Annotated in this window: 17 protein-coding genes and 1 tRNA gene; 5 read left to right on the forward strand and 13 right to left on the reverse strand. The window is 50.2% G+C overall.

Features of this window, described 5'->3' with window-relative positions; all coding sequences use genetic code 11:
• Window positions 1-19 precede the first annotated feature (19 nt).
• A complete protein-coding gene (locus tag BD749_RS10975; RefSeq protein WP_101444375.1) occupies window positions 20-472 on the forward strand; it encodes a hypothetical protein in 453 nt (150 codons plus the stop codon).
• Between the two features lie 18 nt (window positions 473-490).
• On the opposite strand, the gene BD749_RS10980 is transcribed toward BD749_RS10975, so the two are convergent.
• Together BD749_RS10980 and BD749_RS10985 are read right to left on the reverse strand one after the other, a co-directional pair.
• The gene (locus BD749_RS10980; RefSeq protein WP_101444376.1) at window positions 491-1,426 is read right to left on the reverse strand and encodes a GNAT family N-acetyltransferase; all 936 of its coding nucleotides are present in this window, start codon (window positions 1,424-1,426) and stop codon (window positions 491-493) included.
• A 216-nt stretch (window positions 1,427-1,642) separates the two neighbouring features.
• Complete coding sequence (locus BD749_RS10985) at window positions 1,643-2,818, reverse strand: ATP-binding protein (protein WP_101444377.1); 1,176 nt, start codon at window positions 2,816-2,818, stop codon at window positions 1,643-1,645.
• A gap of 114 nt (window positions 2,819-2,932) precedes the next feature.
• Here BD749_RS10985 and hemA point away from each other — a divergent pair, with 114 nt between their 5' ends.
• Entirely contained in the window at window positions 2,933-4,207 is a 1,275-nt protein-coding gene (hemA, locus tag BD749_RS10990; protein ID WP_101444378.1) for a glutamyl-tRNA reductase, read from the forward strand.
• A 67-nt stretch (window positions 4,208-4,274) separates the two neighbouring features.
• Here the strand turns inward: hemA and BD749_RS10995 are convergent, their stop codons facing one another.
• Both BD749_RS10995 and BD749_RS11000 read right to left on the reverse strand, forming a co-directional pair.
• Complete coding sequence (locus BD749_RS10995) at window positions 4,275-4,460, reverse strand: hypothetical protein (protein ID WP_101444379.1); 186 nt, start codon at window positions 4,458-4,460, stop codon at window positions 4,275-4,277.
• A gap of 40 nt (window positions 4,461-4,500) precedes the next feature.
• Complete coding sequence (locus tag BD749_RS11000) at window positions 4,501-4,794, reverse strand: Bor family protein (RefSeq protein ID WP_076668661.1); 294 nt, start codon at window positions 4,792-4,794, stop codon at window positions 4,501-4,503.
• 360 nt (window positions 4,795-5,154) lie between these two features.
• Between BD749_RS11000 and BD749_RS11005 the strand changes: the two genes are divergently transcribed.
• Entirely contained in the window at window positions 5,155-5,487 is a 333-nt protein-coding gene (locus BD749_RS11005) for a hypothetical protein (protein ID WP_101444380.1), read from the forward strand.
• A gap of 157 nt (window positions 5,488-5,644) precedes the next feature.
• Here the strand turns inward: BD749_RS11005 and BD749_RS11010 are convergent, their stop codons facing one another.
• Window positions 5,645-5,953, reverse strand: a complete 309-nt coding sequence (locus BD749_RS11010) for an ArsR/SmtB family transcription factor (RefSeq protein ID WP_076421268.1) — start codon at window positions 5,951-5,953, stop codon at window positions 5,645-5,647.
• A gap of 437 nt (window positions 5,954-6,390) precedes the next feature.
• Here BD749_RS11010 and BD749_RS11015 point away from each other — a divergent pair, with 437 nt between their 5' ends.
• Window positions 6,391-7,617 (forward strand): Glu/Leu/Phe/Val dehydrogenase dimerization domain-containing protein, encoded by a 1,227-nt coding sequence (locus BD749_RS11015; protein WP_101444381.1) that lies wholly within the window; start codon window positions 6,391-6,393, stop codon window positions 7,615-7,617.
• Window positions 7,618-8,039: 422 nt separating this feature from the next.
• Here the strand turns inward: BD749_RS11015 and BD749_RS11020 are convergent, their stop codons facing one another.
• Window positions 8,040-10,538, reverse strand: a complete 2,499-nt coding sequence (locus tag BD749_RS11020; RefSeq protein WP_101444382.1) for an AsmA-like C-terminal region-containing protein — start codon at window positions 10,536-10,538, stop codon at window positions 8,040-8,042.
• A 203-nt stretch (window positions 10,539-10,741) separates the two neighbouring features.
• Here BD749_RS11020 and BD749_RS11025 point away from each other — a divergent pair.
• Window positions 10,742-10,816 (forward strand) — tRNA-Val (locus BD749_RS11025).
• A gap of 360 nt (window positions 10,817-11,176) precedes the next feature.
• Here BD749_RS11025 and coaE read toward each other — a convergent pair.
• The 7 genes from coaE to nusB all read right to left on the reverse strand — a co-directional run bounded on the left by coaE (window position 11,177) and on the right by nusB (window position 16,233).
• Window positions 11,177-11,782 (reverse strand): dephospho-CoA kinase, encoded by a 606-nt coding sequence (gene coaE, locus BD749_RS11030; protein ID WP_101444383.1) that lies wholly within the window; start codon window positions 11,780-11,782, stop codon window positions 11,177-11,179.
• Window positions 11,783-11,786: 4 nt separating this feature from the next.
• Entirely contained in the window at window positions 11,787-12,764 is a 978-nt protein-coding gene (locus tag BD749_RS11035; RefSeq protein ID WP_101444384.1) for a YbbR-like domain-containing protein, read from the reverse strand.
• Between the two features lie 11 nt (window positions 12,765-12,775).
• On the reverse strand, window positions 12,776-13,078 hold the full coding sequence (gene yajC / locus BD749_RS11040) for a preprotein translocase subunit YajC (protein WP_076668646.1): 303 nt from the start codon (window positions 13,076-13,078) through the stop codon (window positions 12,776-12,778).
• 30 nt (window positions 13,079-13,108) lie between these two features.
• Window positions 13,109-13,648 carry a DUF1573 domain-containing protein gene (locus tag BD749_RS11045; RefSeq protein ID WP_101444385.1) on the reverse strand — a complete coding sequence of 180 codons (540 nt, stop codon included), beginning with the start codon at window positions 13,646-13,648 and terminating at the stop codon, window positions 13,109-13,111.
• 25 nt (window positions 13,649-13,673) lie between these two features.
• Window positions 13,674-14,672, reverse strand: coding sequence for an isocitrate/isopropylmalate dehydrogenase family protein (locus BD749_RS11050; protein ID WP_101444386.1), 999 nt, complete (start codon window positions 14,670-14,672; stop codon window positions 13,674-13,676).
• Window positions 14,673-14,674: 2 nt separating this feature from the next.
• Window positions 14,675-14,980: a YtxH domain-containing protein gene (locus BD749_RS11055; protein WP_101444387.1), complete on the reverse strand. Its 306-nt coding sequence runs from the start codon at window positions 14,978-14,980 to the stop codon at window positions 14,675-14,677.
• Between the two features lie 80 nt (window positions 14,981-15,060).
• Complete coding sequence (nusB, locus tag BD749_RS11060) at window positions 15,061-16,233, reverse strand: transcription antitermination factor NusB (RefSeq protein ID WP_101444388.1); 1,173 nt, start codon at window positions 16,231-16,233, stop codon at window positions 15,061-15,063.
• Window positions 16,234-16,368: the final 135 nt, after the last annotated feature.

The raw sequence follows: 16,368 nt of genomic DNA on the forward strand, positions 1-16,368 counted from the left end.
ATACCTAACCAAAGCGTTTATGATTCCGAAGCTGCAATCCAGAGAAGAGATGGCACAGTCCGAGAAACTGACCAGGGAGTTTGACCGCCTGCAACAGTTAATAGACGCGCTGAACAGCAAAGACATTCCGGAAGGTATAGCCGCCACGATCACGCAGCAACTGGCGCCGCTCCACAACACAGGTATACCTGCTTCGCAGTATGGAGCGCAGTTAAAGAAAACCCGGGGCGCTATTCTCAAGCTGGTGAAGAAACAGCTCAAACTGGTTCCTCAAAAGCATTATCAGAAGCTGTGGATGGCTCTTGGAACGACGACGCTGGGCCTTCCTTTTGGTGTGGTATATGCCTTAATGCTGAAGAATTTTGCTTTTCTGGGCCTGGGGATGCCGGTGGGGATTGGAGTAGGTATAGCAATTGGCACCAAGTTGGATAAGCAGGCCAAAGCCGAGGGCCGGCAACTTGACATAGAATAGATCTGGTCAGGCCTTAGGTCAGAAGTCCAGCCGATAAAAGTCGTGCACCACCGTGCGGGCGCCGTAGCTCTCCTTGTAGCTGACCAGCCCCTCGTTCAGGTAGAGCCCCTGCTGCTCTGTGGAAACACCAAAACTGAAATACTTTTTGTGAGCGTATACCTGGCGTATCAGGTGGTCGAGAAGCACGTAGGCGGCGCCTTCCTCCTGTGCCCGGCTGCCTGCACCGATATACTGACAGTGAGCCACCGTAGCGGTTTGAAATACCAGGGCACCCGTCAGCAATTCGCCTTCGCTTGATATGGTGTAAAGTCTGATATTATCGGGAAACGCCTGCACCAGCCGCCTTACCTCTTCGGCTGTGTGCACCGGCTGCAGCTTATGCCGGCTCTCCAGCTGCGTGGCCACAAGCTGCATAAACCCACTATAATCGTCTGACGTTTGAACTTGCCACCCCTGGCCTATACCCTGCGACAGCCGCCAGCGGCGGTCTTTGCTATACCTGACAGGCTGCCCCAGATCGATTACTGAGTTCACATCCCGCCGGTATAACGTGGCGCCATACCTGAGCAGGGCATACAGATCTTCCTCGGCAGGCAATTGGTGATAGATGTGTGGTATGGCTTTGTAAAAAAGCGCCTTTAGCTGCTGCTCCCGGCTATACCTGATCAGCGCATCAAACACCTGCAGCATGAGCGCGGCTTTCATCTTTGTGCCGCTCACTATACCGCCGTAACTCAACCCGGCATGCGCGTGCAGGTCATTCCCTGAAGCATTGGCAGGCAACAAGGCAATCAGTCTTTCTTTATAATAGAACAGCAACGAATGGTCCTGGAATCGATCGGCGTGATACTCCATGTAGTCGCGCTGGAACAGGAACGTACCATTTTTGGAGGCTTGCACAAAAGCATCCCACTCCAATTTATACCTGCTACTATACCTGATTACTGTAACCACTTAGAATGACTGTTTGACAAAGGACAAAAGACGGCTATACCTGTGATTAATAAAAGTTATACTTGTGAAGTAGCCATCTGCACAAAACCGGACAGGCCGCGACCTGTCCCTACAATTCAACCGTAATGCTGCTTAGCACCACGACGTCAGGATGTAACATCGCTACTATTCAACCTACTTCTTAACTCTCCAACTCCTAAACTCTCAAACTTAAAATCACCTGTTCAGCACGATCCGGAAAGTAGTGCCTTTCCCTACTTCGGAGGACTTGACGTAGAGCCTGCCTTGGTGGTAGTTATCGATGATACGCTTGGCCAGTGCCAGTCCAAGGCCCCAGCCCCGCTTCTTGGTGGTAAAGCCCGGCAGGAAGACCGAGTCGAGCTTGCTCTTGGGTATACCTTTGCCTGTGTCTGTTATGTCGAGTGCAATCTGGCTTTTGCCCAGCAGCGATAGCTGAAGTTTAATGCTTCCGCGGCCTTCCATCGCATCCACGGCATTCTTGCAGATGTTCTCGATCACCCAATCAAAAAGCGGCACATTTACTTTGGCCGTGATGTCGGGCGCAAAGCTTGTGCTGACCGTAAAATCTACCTTGCTCGAAATGCGGTTCTGCAGGTAGCCGATCGCGTTTTCGGTTACCTGCAGGATGTTTTCGTCGCGCAGCAGCGGCACTGAGCCGATGTTGGAAAAGCGCTCCGTGATGATCTCTAGGCGGCGGATATCCTTCCAGAGTTCGGCCGTTATTGGCTCGTTCTCAAACTTCGGGCTGGATTTCATGTACTCGTACCAGGCCATCAGAGATGAGAGCGGCGTACCCAACTGATGGGCCGTCTCCTTGGCCAGGCCTACCCATACCCTGTTCTGCTCAGCCTTGCGCGAGTAGCTGAAAGCGAAGTAGGCCATCAGGGCAAAGCAGAAAATAACCATGAGCTGCACGTAGGGGTAGTAGCGCAGCTGCGAGAGCAGGGCCGAGTCTTTGTAAAACACGTAGTTCTCGGACCCTTCCGCCCAAGGCACTATAATGGGGGCGTGCTGCGCCTTCATGCGGGCGATCTCGCGCTGCAGCAATTCATTTTTCCGGCTTTCCGAAATGTTTTCGGGCAGGTGGATGTTCTTAAAGTCGAGGATGTTTTCGTACTCGTCTGTCAGGATAACAGGTATGGTGTGGTTGGAGGAAAGGATCTCCTCTTCAATAAAAACGATGTTGTCGTCGCTGGGCGCATTGATCATGTAGCGCAGTCCTTTGGCGTAAAGCTGCACCAATTCCTGCTCTCTTTCAGACAATTTGCTCACCAATACGTTAGTGTACGTAATGGTAACCGCCCCAATGATGAGCGCGACGATAACGACTAGAAACTTTATTCTGTTTTTCTGGGCGTAAATGGGAATCATGCGGTAGGCGCGAAAATTATCTGAAATTAGTATAAATTAATTAATAAGGGCAAGTAAGTTTCTTTTTAATAAGCAAAGCAGTAATTTTGCACTTTAGTATTCCGAACGTAAGATATGCTTCAGAACTTTAAAGCAATCAGCCTGTCGTACAAGAAAGCACCGCTGGATATCAGGGAACTGATTGCCTTAGATGAGAACTCATGCAGGCAATTCATTCAGACGCTGAAGAGCTTTATTCAGGCTTCTGACATACTGGTGCTCTCTACCTGCAACCGCACCGAGGTATACTATAACTCCGACGTGGATTATAGTACCGAAATCGTAAAGCTGCTCGGCATTACCAAAGGCATCAACAACATTACCCAATACCTCGATTATTTTACCATCCTCAACGAGCACAACGATGCCGTACAGCATTTATTTGAGGTAAGCATGGGGCTCGAGTCGCAGGTGGTAGGCGACATGCAGATCACCAACCAGGTGAAGCAGTCGTACCAGTGGGCGGCCGACAACGAGACGGCTGGACCGTTCCTGCACCGCCTGATGCACACCATCTTCTTCACCAACAAGCGCGTGGTGCAGGAGACTGCCTTCCGCGATGGTGCCGCCTCTACCTCCTACGCTGCCATTGAACTGATCGAGGAGCTGACCGCCGATGTAGTGGCCGAGCCCAAGATACTGGTTGTGGGCGTGGGCGAGATTGGCGCCGATGTATGCCGCCACCTCAAAGACAAAGGCTACCAGCACGTAACCATCACCAACCGTACCCTGGCCAAGGCGCAGGTACTGGCCGATGAGTGCGGCATGGACGTACTTCCTTTCGAGAACATCGTGCAGGGCCTGAAAGAGGCTGATGTGATCATCTCGTCGGTAGCCCGTGAAACGCCTTTCTTCACCAAAGAAATGATTCAGCGCCTGAACGTGCTCACGTTCAAGTTCTTTATAGACCTGTCGGTGCCGCGCAGTGTGGAAGCCGAAGTAGAGGCCGTACCCGGTGTGCTGGTTTACAACATCGACACGATCCAGAACAAAGCATCTGCCGCATTGCAGCAGCGCATCAACTCTGTACCAAAAGTACGCGCTATTATCGAGGAGTCGATAGAGCAGTTTAACGACTGGTCGAAAGAGATGATGGTATCTCCTACGATCAATAAGCTGAAGAATGCACTGGAGACGATCCGTCAGGAAGAGATGGCCCGCTACATGAAAAAGCTGGGTCCGAAAGAAGCCAAATTAATCGACAACATCACCAAGTCAATGATGCAGAAAGTGATCAAGCTGCCGGTGCTGCAACTGAAAGCAGCCTGCAAGCGCGGCGAAGCCGAAACACTGATCGATCTGCTAAACGATCTGTTTGATCTGGAAAAGCAGGAAATTGACGCTAACTAACTCGCTATACCCTATAAATAAAAAAGCTGACCTATCAAGGTCAGCTTTTTTATTTATAGGGTATGCCTTATTCCTGTATCAGAATCTTTTTGCCGAGTATAAAAGCACTCACTATCGCTAGCACGAATAAGATACAGTTGCCTACCAGGTACCCAAACCCATAGTCGGAGAGCTTGCTGAACTCCAACGAAAAGATAGAGTACCCAAAATAGATCACCAGCACAGTCAGGACCAAAAATAAAAACACTCTCATACGGCGCGATTAAGTTACAGGAAAAATGCTCCAGGAGTTATTATTTGGTAACGATGGTGGTTGTTGGCGTATAGATGCCCCAAGTCAGCGCATTCAGCAAACCATCAACAAAGGTATGGGTAACAGTTACGGTGTAGTTCTCCGCTCCTCCTGCCATCTCTTTCGGGTTAGAGGTGCTAATTGGCGCTAGGCCATAGATCAGGTAGTGGTTCATTTTCTTAACCTGCACATTTGACTGGGCGCCACTGCCAACCGTGAAAGTGTATGTGTAGCACGAAGACATAGAAAGCGCCATAGCAGCTCCAACAACAAGCGAAAGTAAATTTCTTTTCATTTTGTGATAAGTTGTAAAAAGTATATGATTGTTTGAACACCCAAATATATAGAACATTATATATACGATAATCAATATCAAGAATTTTGCCGCTTTTCGCAGGACTAGATCCATTCACTAAAAAAATGTCCTTTTTTTATGTTTGAACTTGCGATATATAAATATTTATACATACCTTTGCATATATAAATATTCAAATAAGATATTTGCTTTAACCAGAAAATTTCCGATCCGAGCTACGAGAACAGCAGCAAAATCCTTCTTATCACCCTTAGTGCAGCAAAAATGAGAAACATTTCTATTCTTCTATCCTTTATCTCTGTTGTTCTGCTTTTTAGCTCTTGCACCAGTCATTCCTTTATGTTGACAGAGCGCGACATTGCCAACGATGGCATTGCCCCAATCCAGAAGTCAGACTATAGATTAGTAGCTGATAAGCCTGCCGGTGCCTACGCAGATGCCGATGCCAGGTGGGTTGCTACTTCAAAACCCCATGTGGTTGCTACATCTGCCCGCGTGGTACGCCGTACGGATGCAGTGGCACTATCCGCCGCCACCACGCACGAAGGCCACGAGATACTGAAGCGCGAAGTTGAAAAGGCCATGAAAAAAGAAATGTCTGTGGCTGCTCCTTCCAGAAAGGACACCAAATCGAAAAAGCAAAAGGAATCAGGCGATAAAATCCTGCTATAGGCAGGAACCGACCCAACAGCGGAACTCCGTGAACCGCTTGTTTTATTTAGTAGATAAAAAAGCCAAAGGTCCCCGTCAGCTTCTTATGTAGAAGGGAACGGAGACCTTTGGCTTTTCTATGAAGGTAACTTTCGGTGCTACGCACCAAGGCGGATCGCTAAATATCGATGCAACACTCCTCTAAGCAATCGATCACGTCGATCAGTTTCGGAATGGCAAGGGAGTAGTAAATCTTGGTGCCTACCTTAAACGAAGAGAGCACCCCTTTATCCTTCAGCGTAATCAAATGCTGGGAAGCAATCGCCTGAGGCAGGTCCAGATACTTGTAAATCTCAGTCACAGTCATTTTATCTTCCTTGCCGAGCAAGTCCACTATCGCCAGTCTTTTCGGGTGCGCCAACACTTTGAGCATGGCGGCCGCCTTATCTATTTTCTTAGACTCAATTCTAGACAACAAACTTTTCATAATTAATAATTATACCTAACAGTTTCTACATACATTTAAACAATACAATTCATATTAAGATATATACGGCAATAGCGACATTTGGCTGAAGTAGCTTCAAAGGATTTTTAAAATTTTCTTCCGAAGGCCCCATAACACAACGTACTCCTTGTCAGACACATCCCTAACGTTGAATTGAGTAGATGTACGTATAATAATTAAAATTGGATATATAAAATACTTAATGTTGCTAGATTGCTATATGCCCCTGGCTCGATTGACTCTCTCCGCGAATTGTACAACATGGCAGCCATTCAGTAAAAAAACAGTGTCGCAACGCCTATTCCCAGCACAGTGCAATCCGTATACCTGCAGCCCTTTTAGGTCCCGCGCCCCTGTATGCTCCGGGGTATTTTTGTACCTTTGCGGTCTGTAAACCCTTAACTACAAACAAACCGATGAAAGAGCTTCTCGAAAAATTTGAGAATAAACGCCCTGAAATAGTATTTGAGTGGAAAGACGCTGAAACTGAGGCCGAAGGCTGGGTTGTGATCAACTCGCTGCGAGGCGGCGCGGCTGGCGGCGGCACCCGCATGCGCAAAGGCCTGGACAAACGCGAGGTAGAATCACTGGCCAAAACCATGGAAGTGAAGTTCACAGTGTCAGGCCCGGCCATCGGTGGTGCCAAGTCAGGTATAAACTTCGACCCAGCCGACCCCCGCAAGCGTGGCGTGCTGGAACGTTGGTACAAGGCGGTTATTCCGCTGCTCAAGAGCTATTATGGCACGGGCGGCGACCTAAACGTGGACGAGATACACGAAGTGATTCCGATTACGGAAGACTACGGCCTGTGGCACCCGCAGGAAGGCGTAGTGAACGGACACTTTAATGCCACCGAGCCTCAGAAGATAAACAAAATAGGCCAGCTGCGCCAAGGCGTGATCAAGGTGATCGAAGACCCGGGCTATACCCCCGCTGCGGCTCGTAAGTATACCGTGGCCGATATGATTACCGGATATGGTGTGGCCGAAGCCGTTTGCCACTATTATACGATTTGGGGCGGCTCGTTCGAGGGCAAGCGCGCCATTGTGCAGGGATGGGGCAATGTAGGCGCTGCCGCGGCCTTTTACCTGGCCGGCAAGGGCGTTAAGATCGTCGGCATCATCGACCGCACCGGTGGTTTGATCAAAGACGAAGGCTTCTCGTTTGAGGAGATCAGAGAGCTTTTCCTGGGACGCCAGGGCAACACACTGTATGCGGAGAACCTGATTCCTTTCGAGGAGATGAACAATCGCATCTGGTTGCTCCCCGCTGAGATATTCATCCCGGCTGCTGCTTCGCGCCTGGTGACACGGGGACAACTCGAGCAAATGATCGCCAGCGGACTGGAGGTCATCTCATGCGGGGCCAATGTGCCATTCCAGGATCCGGAAATATTCTTCGGCCCTACAGGCGAGTTTGCCGACCGCAACCTATCCGTTATACCTGACTTCATTGCCAACTGCGGCATGGCCCGCGTGTTCGCCTACCTGATGGAAAACGAGGTGGAGATTACCGACGATGCCATCTTCCACGACATCTCGCGTATCATTAAGGAAGCACTTGAAAAGACACACACCAAAAACCAGGCAAAAACAGAGATCGCCAAGACCTCTTTTGAAATAGCGCTCAGCCAGCTTTTGTAAACTCACGCAAGAGCCCACGCGGCGTAGGTATAAATAAAAAAGCCGGAGAAACTCCGGCTTTTTTTTCACCCTTATATCTTCAATCTGTTGAGCCTCCCTGTTCAGGATAGTATCTTACCAAGGGCCACACAACAGTTAATTATTCCATTCCCAAAAATCAACGCAAATCATTATTGTAATTTTGTTTTATCTAACGACCAAATGTTAGCCAGGTTATACAATAAACAGCATTTTTTTAACAAACCTTTACTTTTTAACGGTAAACAGGCGGTAACAGAGGATGTAACAAAAATATAACTTTTACAATACAACAAGATTCACACGCTCTGCACCCAGCTTATGCCTGCCAAAAGCGGTGCCTGGTGTCCAAAAAAAATTCGCTGGGATTGTGGTAAGTGACTAAGGAATAGAGGCCTTGGTGCTTAGTCAAAGTCGAAGTATTCGCCTTCCTGCAGCTCCACTTTCTTTTCCTGCTTTACTGGTTTTTTGCCGCGCAGCAGTTCCTTCAGTTCCTGCCCTTCCTGCTTCAGGTCCGTTTTGATTTTCTCACGCACGCGCTCGTTGTCGTAGGCCAGCTTAAAGTCGCTTTCTTTGCCGCGCAAAGTCAGGAACAGGGAGCTGTTGCCCGCATCTGTGTCCTCAGCCACCACCCCATACACACTGTCGCGGTCGCGCCGGCCGCCTTTGCTCAGAGGCAGCTTGATGCGGTAGTCCATGTCCTGGTCGAAGGTATGCGTGCCCGAAACAGACACAGTAGGTATAGCCGACAAGTTAGAACGGATGTCCATCTCCGGGATGAAGATGGTGCGCTGCTGTATCCAGAAGTTGTTGCTGAGCTCCGCAAATTTCATATTTGCCAGCTCCGACCGCTTCACAAAGGCCGACATCTTCTGCATAGGTGCAAAGTTGATCAGTTGGCCGTCGCGCACAGTGGCTGCAATCTCCGCCTGCATCAGGTCTGTTTTGGTGTTGAGCTGGCTATCAAAGTAAACATCCGACACAATGTTGGCAGTCAGCTTGCCGCGCAGCTGCTTATCGGAAATAAAGCTTTGCCCGAAGTTTTCAAATACATAGAACAGGCTGTCCACGTTCATGTTATTCAGCTTGGTGGCCGTGCTCACCTTGATGTGGTCGCGGCTGCGGGTGTCCAGCGTGCCGCGCACGGCAAAGTTGCCCCCGATGGCATTGAACGAGATGTTGGGGGTTGATACGATCTGGTTACGCAATTTCACTTCCCCCTTAATGTGCTCTGCACCAAATCGCCTGAATTTAGCCCGCCGGATAGAAGCACTCAGATCGAAGGCAATATCGGGAGAGATGTTGAACTTGTAAGCGGCGCTGCTGGCCTGCCTGGACTCTACCGGGGTATTCTGCTCCTCGCTTAGCAGTTGATCAAAATTAAGGTATTGGCTACTGAAATCGGCCTCGACGAGCAGCCGCTGGTTGGAGAGCAGCAGCCAGGCCATTACGTTGCGGAACATGCCGTTCAGCACAAAGTCAGAGTCTCCCAGACGGCCTTTGAAATCCGAGACAGCCACATCGTTCTTCTTAAAAATAAAGTTGCCATGCAGCCCGCTTAGTGGCATGGGCATCTCCTTCAGGTTTAGCATCACATTGTGCAGCGTAATGTCGCCGCTTGTGTTGAGCGTGCTGTTGCCCGGCCTTGCCTTAAACTCTTTCAGATTGCCTGCAAAGGCAATGCGCACATCTGCCAGACCGCTTCCGCTCTTTACTTCATCGAGCTGCAGCAGGCTGAGCACATAGCCCACATCCAGCATTCCTTTGGCGCTAAAGGCCAGGTATGGGTTTTCGAAATTGCGGTAGGTAAGGCTTCCTTCGAAAGGGCGCTTGTTCAATATGCCTCTCAGGTTCTTCAGCTCCAGCAAAGAAGTCGCGGCGTTTCTGCCGGCACCGTTTGTAAAGTATCCATCCAGGTGCAAGCCCTCTACCTTCTGCTTTGTATCCGGGTGAAAGAATGACGCATTGCGGGCACCGAACTCAAACGCTACCTCTGGGTTATGCTTTCCAGAGGCCTTTCCCTTTACGGCACCCTTAAAGAAAATGTCGCCTTCGCTGCGGTACTGGCTATACTCTCGCGAGATCTGTTGTGGCAGCAGTGAGAGCAGCGACTGTATGTTAGTATCCTTGCCCTGCAGTTGCAAGTCGAGCTCTGTCGTGCCGCCGTAAGCTATCTGACCGCCTACTTCATAGGCAGCACCCTCTACCTGCACGACAGATGGCTTCAGCGCAATGGTGTGCGCTGAGCGGTCTATTGTCAGGGCCGTGTGCAGCGCCACCGATTTCTCCTTGAAGTATTCGCTCTCCCCTATCCGGATCGTGCTGATGGCGGCATTCCCGTTCGTTTCAAGGGCAATTTTATCGTTCGTGATGGCCATGGCAGCGACCAATTGCGGGGCATGGGCCTCGATGTAGTGGTTCAGGTGCAGGTCAGTGTAGCGAATCGCCACCTGGCTCAGGTTGATCTTTTCCAGCTTGAAGGCGAAATCACCAGACGTTTCACTGGAATCAGTGGCCAGGATATGGTAATTGACCTGCCCGTTCTTGAGCACGCGCACATGGATAAAGCCCTTCTCCAGGTATAGCTGCTTCACGTCGTACTTCCCCCGAATGATGTCGAACACACTAAAGGTAAAGTAGAGCTTCTCGGCTCGGGCCAGCGACGAGTCGCTCTCGGCTATACCTTCGTGCACGTTTACCTGGTCGAGTGCCACCGCCACCTGCGGGAACTTATCGAAGAGCGAAAGCGAAATTTTGCCAACATCCACCTTGGTGGTGATGTGCTTATTGGCCTCGTTTACAAAAAGACCAATTATTTTGTCTTGGTACGCATACACCAGTCCCGCCGAAATGCCAGCAACTGCCACTGCTGCCAGCGCGACATAGAATAGCACTTTTTTCACAACACGATTTCGTCCCAAGAGAAAGTTCAGATTTTAAGCATCTTACAAAAGCTAAAGGTACTGCAGTATTCACAAGCGCACAATAGGCGGTGAAGCTCGAAAAAAAATTTTAAGTTTTTTTTCGCAGATGTTTTGCAGTTCCAAAAAAACGCCCCATATTTGCATCATCAAACGGGGACAAAAGGTCAACGAAAAGATAAAACGGGGTGTTAGCTCAGCTGGTTCAGAGCACCTGCCTTACAAGCAGGGGGTCACTGGTTCGAATCCAGTACGCCCCACAAAAGGACAACATAAAAGTTGTCCTTTTTTTATGTCTATACTTTTCCGGACTGCCTCAACTACATGCCCTCCCTACGCCTATACCTGTTTCTATAACGACCTGATTCCAACTATCATATATTGAAGCAAAGCAGCCTCTACCCTGTCGCTTTCATTGTCAAAGAAGTGCCGCCCTGCGACCATAGATCCATACCTTCAGTTTTCCGGAAAAGGTTAGCATGTACGCCCCTGGCCTTGGGTGTGATGCATCTCAGGCTGGCAGTATACTTACTCGTAGGTATAGGGAGTGAAAATGGAGTTGGATAAGGTATAGAAGATACTATACTGCTATAACTGAAGGGAAAGGCAGGCGCAAGATTTTACTTTGCAATACCTGACTTGGCAAGAAACTGCTCGTGAAGCGCCACAACCTGGGGTATGATAAGCTGCTGGCCGTCGTTGTAGACGATGTGCTGCGCGCGGGCTATCTTCTCTTCTTCGCTTAGTTGCTTGCTGATGATTGCTTTTATATCGGCCTCCGTGCGGTGCGGATCCCGCTGTAGCAAGCGCTTGAGGCGGACCTTAAGGGGTGCGGTCACCACAATGATTTCGTCCATCTGCCGCCACGACTCCGACTCAAACATCAAGGCAGCTTCCTTGATCAGATACGGAGCAGTTGCATTCGCCTCGGCCCAGTGCTCAAAGTCAAGGCCTACGTGGGGGTGCACCAGGGCATTGAGCTGATCAAGCCGCTCCTGGTTGCTGAAAACCACCGATGCCAGGTAAGACCGGTTCAGGTATCCTTCCGAGGTATAGGTCCCCTGCCCAAAAGCGTCCTGCAGTTCCTGTTTAAGTGCTTCATCATACTGCATCACCCACTTGGCACGGGTATCCGCATCATACACAGGTATACCCAGTACCTCGAACACACGGCAGACGATGGTCTTCCCTACGCCTATTCCTCCGGTTATACCTATCCTCAGCATGTTGTTACCTTTCTAAAACTGCTTTGATGCGCTCAGGCCAGAGCGTGATGTTGCGCGCACCGGCGGGCTTTTGCACAAGCTCTGGCACCACAGTGGAGTCGAGGCGGTTATACCTCGAGAAGTCTACAATCGCTTTGAAGGCGTCGGAGTTGATCACGGCTCCCGAGTCTTCGAGGGCCAGGTAGCGAATCAGCACGACCTGCGGGCGCAACGTTACCTCAGTGTTCAGCGGCACGTTCACCATCTCAGGTGCAACCTGTAGCTCCCGCTGTTGCAATGGTCTTATCCTTGCCGCAACAGTGGCTTCTGTGATGTTTGCCTTCACCAGCGATTTATTGTCGTACTCGATGGGCACAACGATCTTGGCTGACTCGGTCAGGTTAGTGATGGGCAGTCGCAACAGGAAAGGACTCGGCAGGCTGTCGACCATGGAAGATGGCCCCCGGAACGTAATCGTGTCCGGATCAATGCGGACAGGGCGCAGGAGGGCATGGCGTTCGCCGGTAACTTTTTGAGCCGGATCGAGCTGCAGGGCTATGCGCCGCGTCACTTGCTCGTTAAAATTAAAGAAAAGCGTGTCTGTCACCACAAAGTTCAGCTGCAGACCGTCCATGGCGTTTACCAGGGCAGGCCTTAAGGCGGAACCAAGCAGGTAATTGTTGCGGGGAAGGCTACGGATGTAGACTTCTGCGGGCTGCACCTCCACCCTGAGCGCCTTGCGAAGCAGCTTCCACCCCCTGCCGGTTACATTGACCTCTACTTCCTCTGGAAGCGGGCTGATGGGCACCAACCGCTGGTCATTGTATACAAAGCGAACCGGGTAAGTAGTTTGGGTAGAGTAGCTTTTGTTAAGTGCATTAAGAAGCCAAAAAGTAGAGGCCGCCACAAAACAGAGCACTACAATTCGCCAGTAGTGCTCTGTTTGGGGCTTAAATGGCCTTACAAACCATGAAATGATATTTCGGGCTTTCTCAAACGACAAGGTTAATATCCTTATTTCACTTTAGCAGTAGCTTCCAGCGAGATGGCAGACTTCTCAAAAACAAGGCGTACGCCTTTGTCTACTTCTATCTCTACGGTGTCATCGTTTACAGCTGTTAAACGACCATGCAGACCGCCTATTGTCACGACTTGCATGCCTTTGGTCAGCTCATCGCGGAATTTTTTCTGGTCCTTCGCCTTTTTCTGCTGCGGACGGATCATGAAAAAATAGAAAACAAGGATAATAGCGCCGAACATCAGCAACTGAGGCAACATGCCTCCGTCTGGTGCGGCTTGTAGGAATATCGTTTGCATAAAAAGGTTGTGCTCTCCGGAGCGTGATGTTTAGTTAAGTCTCACAGGGCCGTCAGCGCCTGCAGTTGGAATGCTTGATGAAGTAACGTTGCCTTTCATGAACACACGCACAATGTTAGGCTCTGTGTTGGCACGTACTGTTACAGTCGGCGACTGCTGACCTGGCTTGTTACGGCTGTCGAAACGAACTTTCACTTCACCCTGCTCACCTGGTGCAACAGGTGTCTTCGTCCAGTCAGGTGCAGTACAGCCACAAGAGGCAGAAGCGCTCTCGATCACCAACGGCGACTTGCCTGTGTTCGTGAACTTAAAGGTATGCTCCACTACATCGCCTTCTTTGATTGTACCAAAATCGTACTCCGTAGTCTCAAAGCTCATAACAGCCATGTTCTCGGTGCTGGCAGTTTGGTTAGCTGGCACAACATTGGGGTTATCTACTACCTGCGGCTGTGCTGCAGGTGCAGTTGCTTCGGCAGTAGTTGCCTCCGATGCCGTCGTGTTGTTCTGGTCGCAGCTGGTCACTGTCATGGCAGTGCCAAGCGCTAGGGCTAATAAGAAGTTCTTTTTCATATCAGTTAAACAGCTTTTTGCTTGATTATAGTTTCGCAATAATGTGTTGTGCAAATTCCATGGTGCTGGCCTTGCCGCCCAAGTCACCGGTGCACTGCTCTCTGTTGGCAAGTGTTGCGTCCAGCGCCGTCTCAATGCGGTTTGCCTCATCTTTCAGGTCGATGTGGTGGAGCATCATGATGGCGGAGCGCAGCAGCGCGGTTGGGTTTGCCTTGCCCTGGCCTGCAATATCAGGAGCAGAGCCGTGTACGGCTTCGAAAATGGCCATGTCGCTGCCGATGTTGGCTCCGGATACCACGCCCAAACCGCCTACCAGGCCCGCGCACAGGTCAGACAGGATATCGCCGAACAGGTTGGTGGTTACGATCACGTCGAACTGCTCCGGCTTAATTACCAGCTGCATACACATGTTGTCGATGATCTTATCGTCGTACTGGATGTGTGGGTATTCTTTTGCGATCTCGCTGGCCTCGCTTAGGAACAGGGCGCCTGCGCTTTTCAGGATGTTGGCTTTGTGCACAGCTGTTACCTTTTTGCAGTTGTGCTTGTTGGCATACTCGAAAGCGGCACGGATGATTTTGCGGCAGCCTACACGCGTCAGGCGGGCCACAGAGTCAGAGATCTGCAGGCGCTCGTCGAACATCTCCAAACCAGAGTACAGGCCTTCGGTGTTCTCGCGGAACAGTACCAAGTTCACATTCTCGAAACGGGTATTAACACCAGGCGTTGTTTTGGCAGGGCGCACGTTGGAGTAGAGGTCGAACATCTGGCGCAGCTGCACATTGATGCTCTTAAAGCCTTTGCCAACCGGCGTGGTGATCGGGCCTTTCAGGGCCACTTTGTTTTTCTTCAGGGAGGCAATCAATGTAGAAGGAATCAGTTCACCGATCGAATCGAAGGTGGTCTGCCCTGCATTTTCCTCTTCCCAGGTTACAGGCACGCTGGCGGCACTGAACACGGCCTTTACGGCTTCTGTAATCTCTGGTCCAATCCCGTCGCCGGGAATCAGTGTAATCTCTCTCATGTCTATATTTCTTTCCTGCTGTTAATCTCGTTGATAAGTGAATCGACATCGCCCAGCAGTTTCTCGGCTTTGTCTTTTGCGTCCTGTATCACACGCTGTCCTTCCGATTTTGCGCTTGAGGTCACGCGGTCACGGTTTTCTACCAGCTCTTCCAGCAAGTCTGAAAGCGTATCGCGGTATTTCTCCAGTCGGTAGCTTAGCCAGCTGCGCGTCTCTCTGCCCTTCTCTGGCGCAAACAGGATGCCTGCTGCAGCTCCCACAGCAGCCCCAGACACGAAAAACAGTATGTTGCTCGTCTTCTTACTCATAGGATTATCTCTATACTTATATATTTGGTACGTCGTTTCCCCCTATTACGGTAGATTGGGGCTCAAAGTCGGACTATACCTTATTTGTTGTCGATCAAACCACGGCCTGACTTGCGGATGTCTCCCTTCGAGGTCAGTTCCTGTGCCATTTTGTCCAGTACGCCGTTTACAAATTGCTTGCTTTTCGGTGTGCTGTACAGCTTGGAGATCTCGATGTATTCGTTGATGGTCACTTTAACGGGTATGCTTCGGAAGATGTGCATTTCGCAAAGCGCCAACTTCAGGATGATCTTGTCAAGCAGGGCCACACGCTCCACATCCCAGTTCTTCACGCTTGCGGCAATCATGGCCTCGTACTTCTCATCGTCCTGCAGTGTCTGGTGGTAAAGCTCCTCAAAAAAGGCCTTGTCGTCTTCCCAGTTAGCCGAAAGGTCGAGCAGCACGGGCTCCTCTTCACTCTCCTCACCAAACATCTTTACAGTCTTGTTGACCAGGCTTTTCACGATGGATTTGTTCTCCACCCAGTTCAAATCCTGCTCCTCAAACAAAGATTGTAAGTTTTTTTCTTTAAAAATAATGTTTTTGAAAATATGTTTCACCACTTCCAGGTCCTCTTCGAGGGAGGGCGCAGGCAGTGCCAGATAGTTCAAAAACACCTCGTCTTGCTTCAAAATGTTCTTGTATACCTGCCGGATCTCGCTGATGTCGGAGCCCCACGAAATGTTACGACGGATGATGTTCTCCTGGTACGATTTGTTGTTGAGTATGCGCTGGGCTACGCGGTTGTTCAGGAAGCGTTTTACATCAGGGCCAGTGGCGGCCGTAAAGCGCTTCTCTTTCTTCACTTCTTCTTCCTCTACTAGCTCGTTGAGGAGTTGCAGAATCTGCAGCGTACCGAGGTAGTGGTCGTAAATGCGCTCCACCGCGCCCATCATCTGGTTACTGTAGTGCTTGTAGTCTTTCTTGGTGAGGTTCTTGTAAGCCACAATGGCTCTGTTTACCGCATCAATTATCTCCTTGTCGGTCTCTTCGGTTTCGAACTGGCCTGTTTCGTGCCATTCCTTAAAGAGCAGCTGGGCAATTTGCTTGCGGCCTTCCAGCAGCTTGCGGTCCTGCACCTCCATGGAGTTCAGGTCTGGGGCAAAGTCTTCTGCTATCTGGTCAAGTGCCAGCTGGTAATCCGAACCTTCGGCCTGCTTGTAGGCATAAATGGCTTGCATAGCCTTGATTCGAAGTGTTCTGCGGTTGAGCATAATGGTATTTTAAAGAACGTGTTGGTTGATATGTGTTTATACTCTTGCCACTATTGTGGCGCTAAATGCGGTGGTCAGGTATAGGCGCCACCGGTAAAGGTATACGCAAAGGCGGGCCTGTGCGCTAAAAATATG

This window comes from Pontibacter ramchanderi, assembly GCF_002846395.1.
GTDB lineage: Bacteria > Bacteroidota > Bacteroidia > Cytophagales > Hymenobacteraceae > Pontibacter > Pontibacter ramchanderi.

What these genes read in the sequence shown, in the direction of transcription:
- BD749_RS10975 (WP_101444375.1), top strand. Translation starts at nt 20, where the DNA reads ATGATTCCGAAGCTGCAATCCAGAGAAGAGATGGCACAGTCCGAGAAA.
- BD749_RS10985 (WP_101444377.1), bottom strand. Translation starts at nt 2,818, where the DNA reads ATGATTCCCATTTACGCCCAGAAAAACAGAATAAAGTTTCTAGTCGTT.
- hemA (WP_101444378.1), top strand. Translation starts at nt 2,933, where the DNA reads ATGCTTCAGAACTTTAAAGCAATCAGCCTGTCGTACAAGAAAGCACCG.
- BD749_RS10995 (WP_101444379.1), bottom strand. Translation starts at nt 4,460, where the DNA reads ATGAGAGTGTTTTTATTTTTGGTCCTGACTGTGCTGGTGATCTATTTT.
- BD749_RS11000 (WP_076668661.1), bottom strand. Translation starts at nt 4,794, where the DNA reads ATGAAAAGAAATTTACTTTCGCTTGTTGTTGGAGCTGCTATGGCGCTT.
- BD749_RS11005 (WP_101444380.1), top strand. Translation starts at nt 5,155, where the DNA reads ATGTTGACAGAGCGCGACATTGCCAACGATGGCATTGCCCCAATCCAG.
- BD749_RS11010 (WP_076421268.1), bottom strand. Translation starts at nt 5,953, where the DNA reads ATGAAAAGTTTGTTGTCTAGAATTGAGTCTAAGAAAATAGATAAGGCG.
- BD749_RS11015 (WP_101444381.1), top strand. Translation starts at nt 6,391, where the DNA reads ATGAAAGAGCTTCTCGAAAAATTTGAGAATAAACGCCCTGAAATAGTA.
- coaE (WP_101444383.1), bottom strand. Translation starts at nt 11,782, where the DNA reads ATGCTGAGGATAGGTATAACCGGAGGAATAGGCGTAGGGAAGACCATC.
- yajC (WP_076668646.1), bottom strand. Translation starts at nt 13,078, where the DNA reads ATGCAAACGATATTCCTACAAGCCGCACCAGACGGAGGCATGTTGCCT.
- BD749_RS11045 (WP_101444385.1), bottom strand. Translation starts at nt 13,648, where the DNA reads ATGAAAAAGAACTTCTTATTAGCCCTAGCGCTTGGCACTGCCATGACA.
- BD749_RS11050 (WP_101444386.1), bottom strand. Translation starts at nt 14,672, where the DNA reads ATGAGAGAGATTACACTGATTCCCGGCGACGGGATTGGACCAGAGATT.
- BD749_RS11055 (WP_101444387.1), bottom strand. Translation starts at nt 14,980, where the DNA reads ATGAGTAAGAAGACGAGCAACATACTGTTTTTCGTGTCTGGGGCTGCT.
- nusB (WP_101444388.1), bottom strand. Translation starts at nt 16,233, where the DNA reads ATGCTCAACCGCAGAACACTTCGAATCAAGGCTATGCAAGCCATTTAT.